At 74.8% G+C, this 305-nt stretch carries 1 protein-coding gene; it reads left to right on the forward strand.

Going from position 1 to position 305, the window contains the following annotated elements:
• The coding region (locus DEF28_RS27045; RefSeq protein ID WP_267900226.1) for a methyltransferase at positions 1-305 on the forward strand (305 nt) is incomplete at both ends.

Below are 305 nucleotides of genomic sequence, written 5' to 3' on the forward strand. Positions count from 1 at the left end.
CCCCTGCGCCGCGCCTGGGACCACCTCGACCACACCCTGCGCACCGGCACCACCGCCTACGACCACGCCCACGGCAGCGACTTCTACCGCCACACCACCGCCCACCCCCAGCGGCGCCAACTCTTCGACGCCGCCATGGCGGCCGGCAGCACCGCCGCGCACACCCTCGCCGACACCCTCGACCTCACCACCACCCGCACCATCACCGACATCGGCGGCGGCAACGGCGCCCTCCTCGCCGCCCTCCTCGACCGCCACCCCCACCTCACCGGCGTCCTCCTCGACCTCCCCAGCGTCCTCGACAC

The sequence above is a fragment of the Marinitenerispora sediminis genome, assembly GCF_003336425.1.
GTDB classification, from domain to species: Bacteria; Actinomycetota; Actinomycetes; order Streptosporangiales; family Streptosporangiaceae; genus Marinitenerispora; species Marinitenerispora sediminis.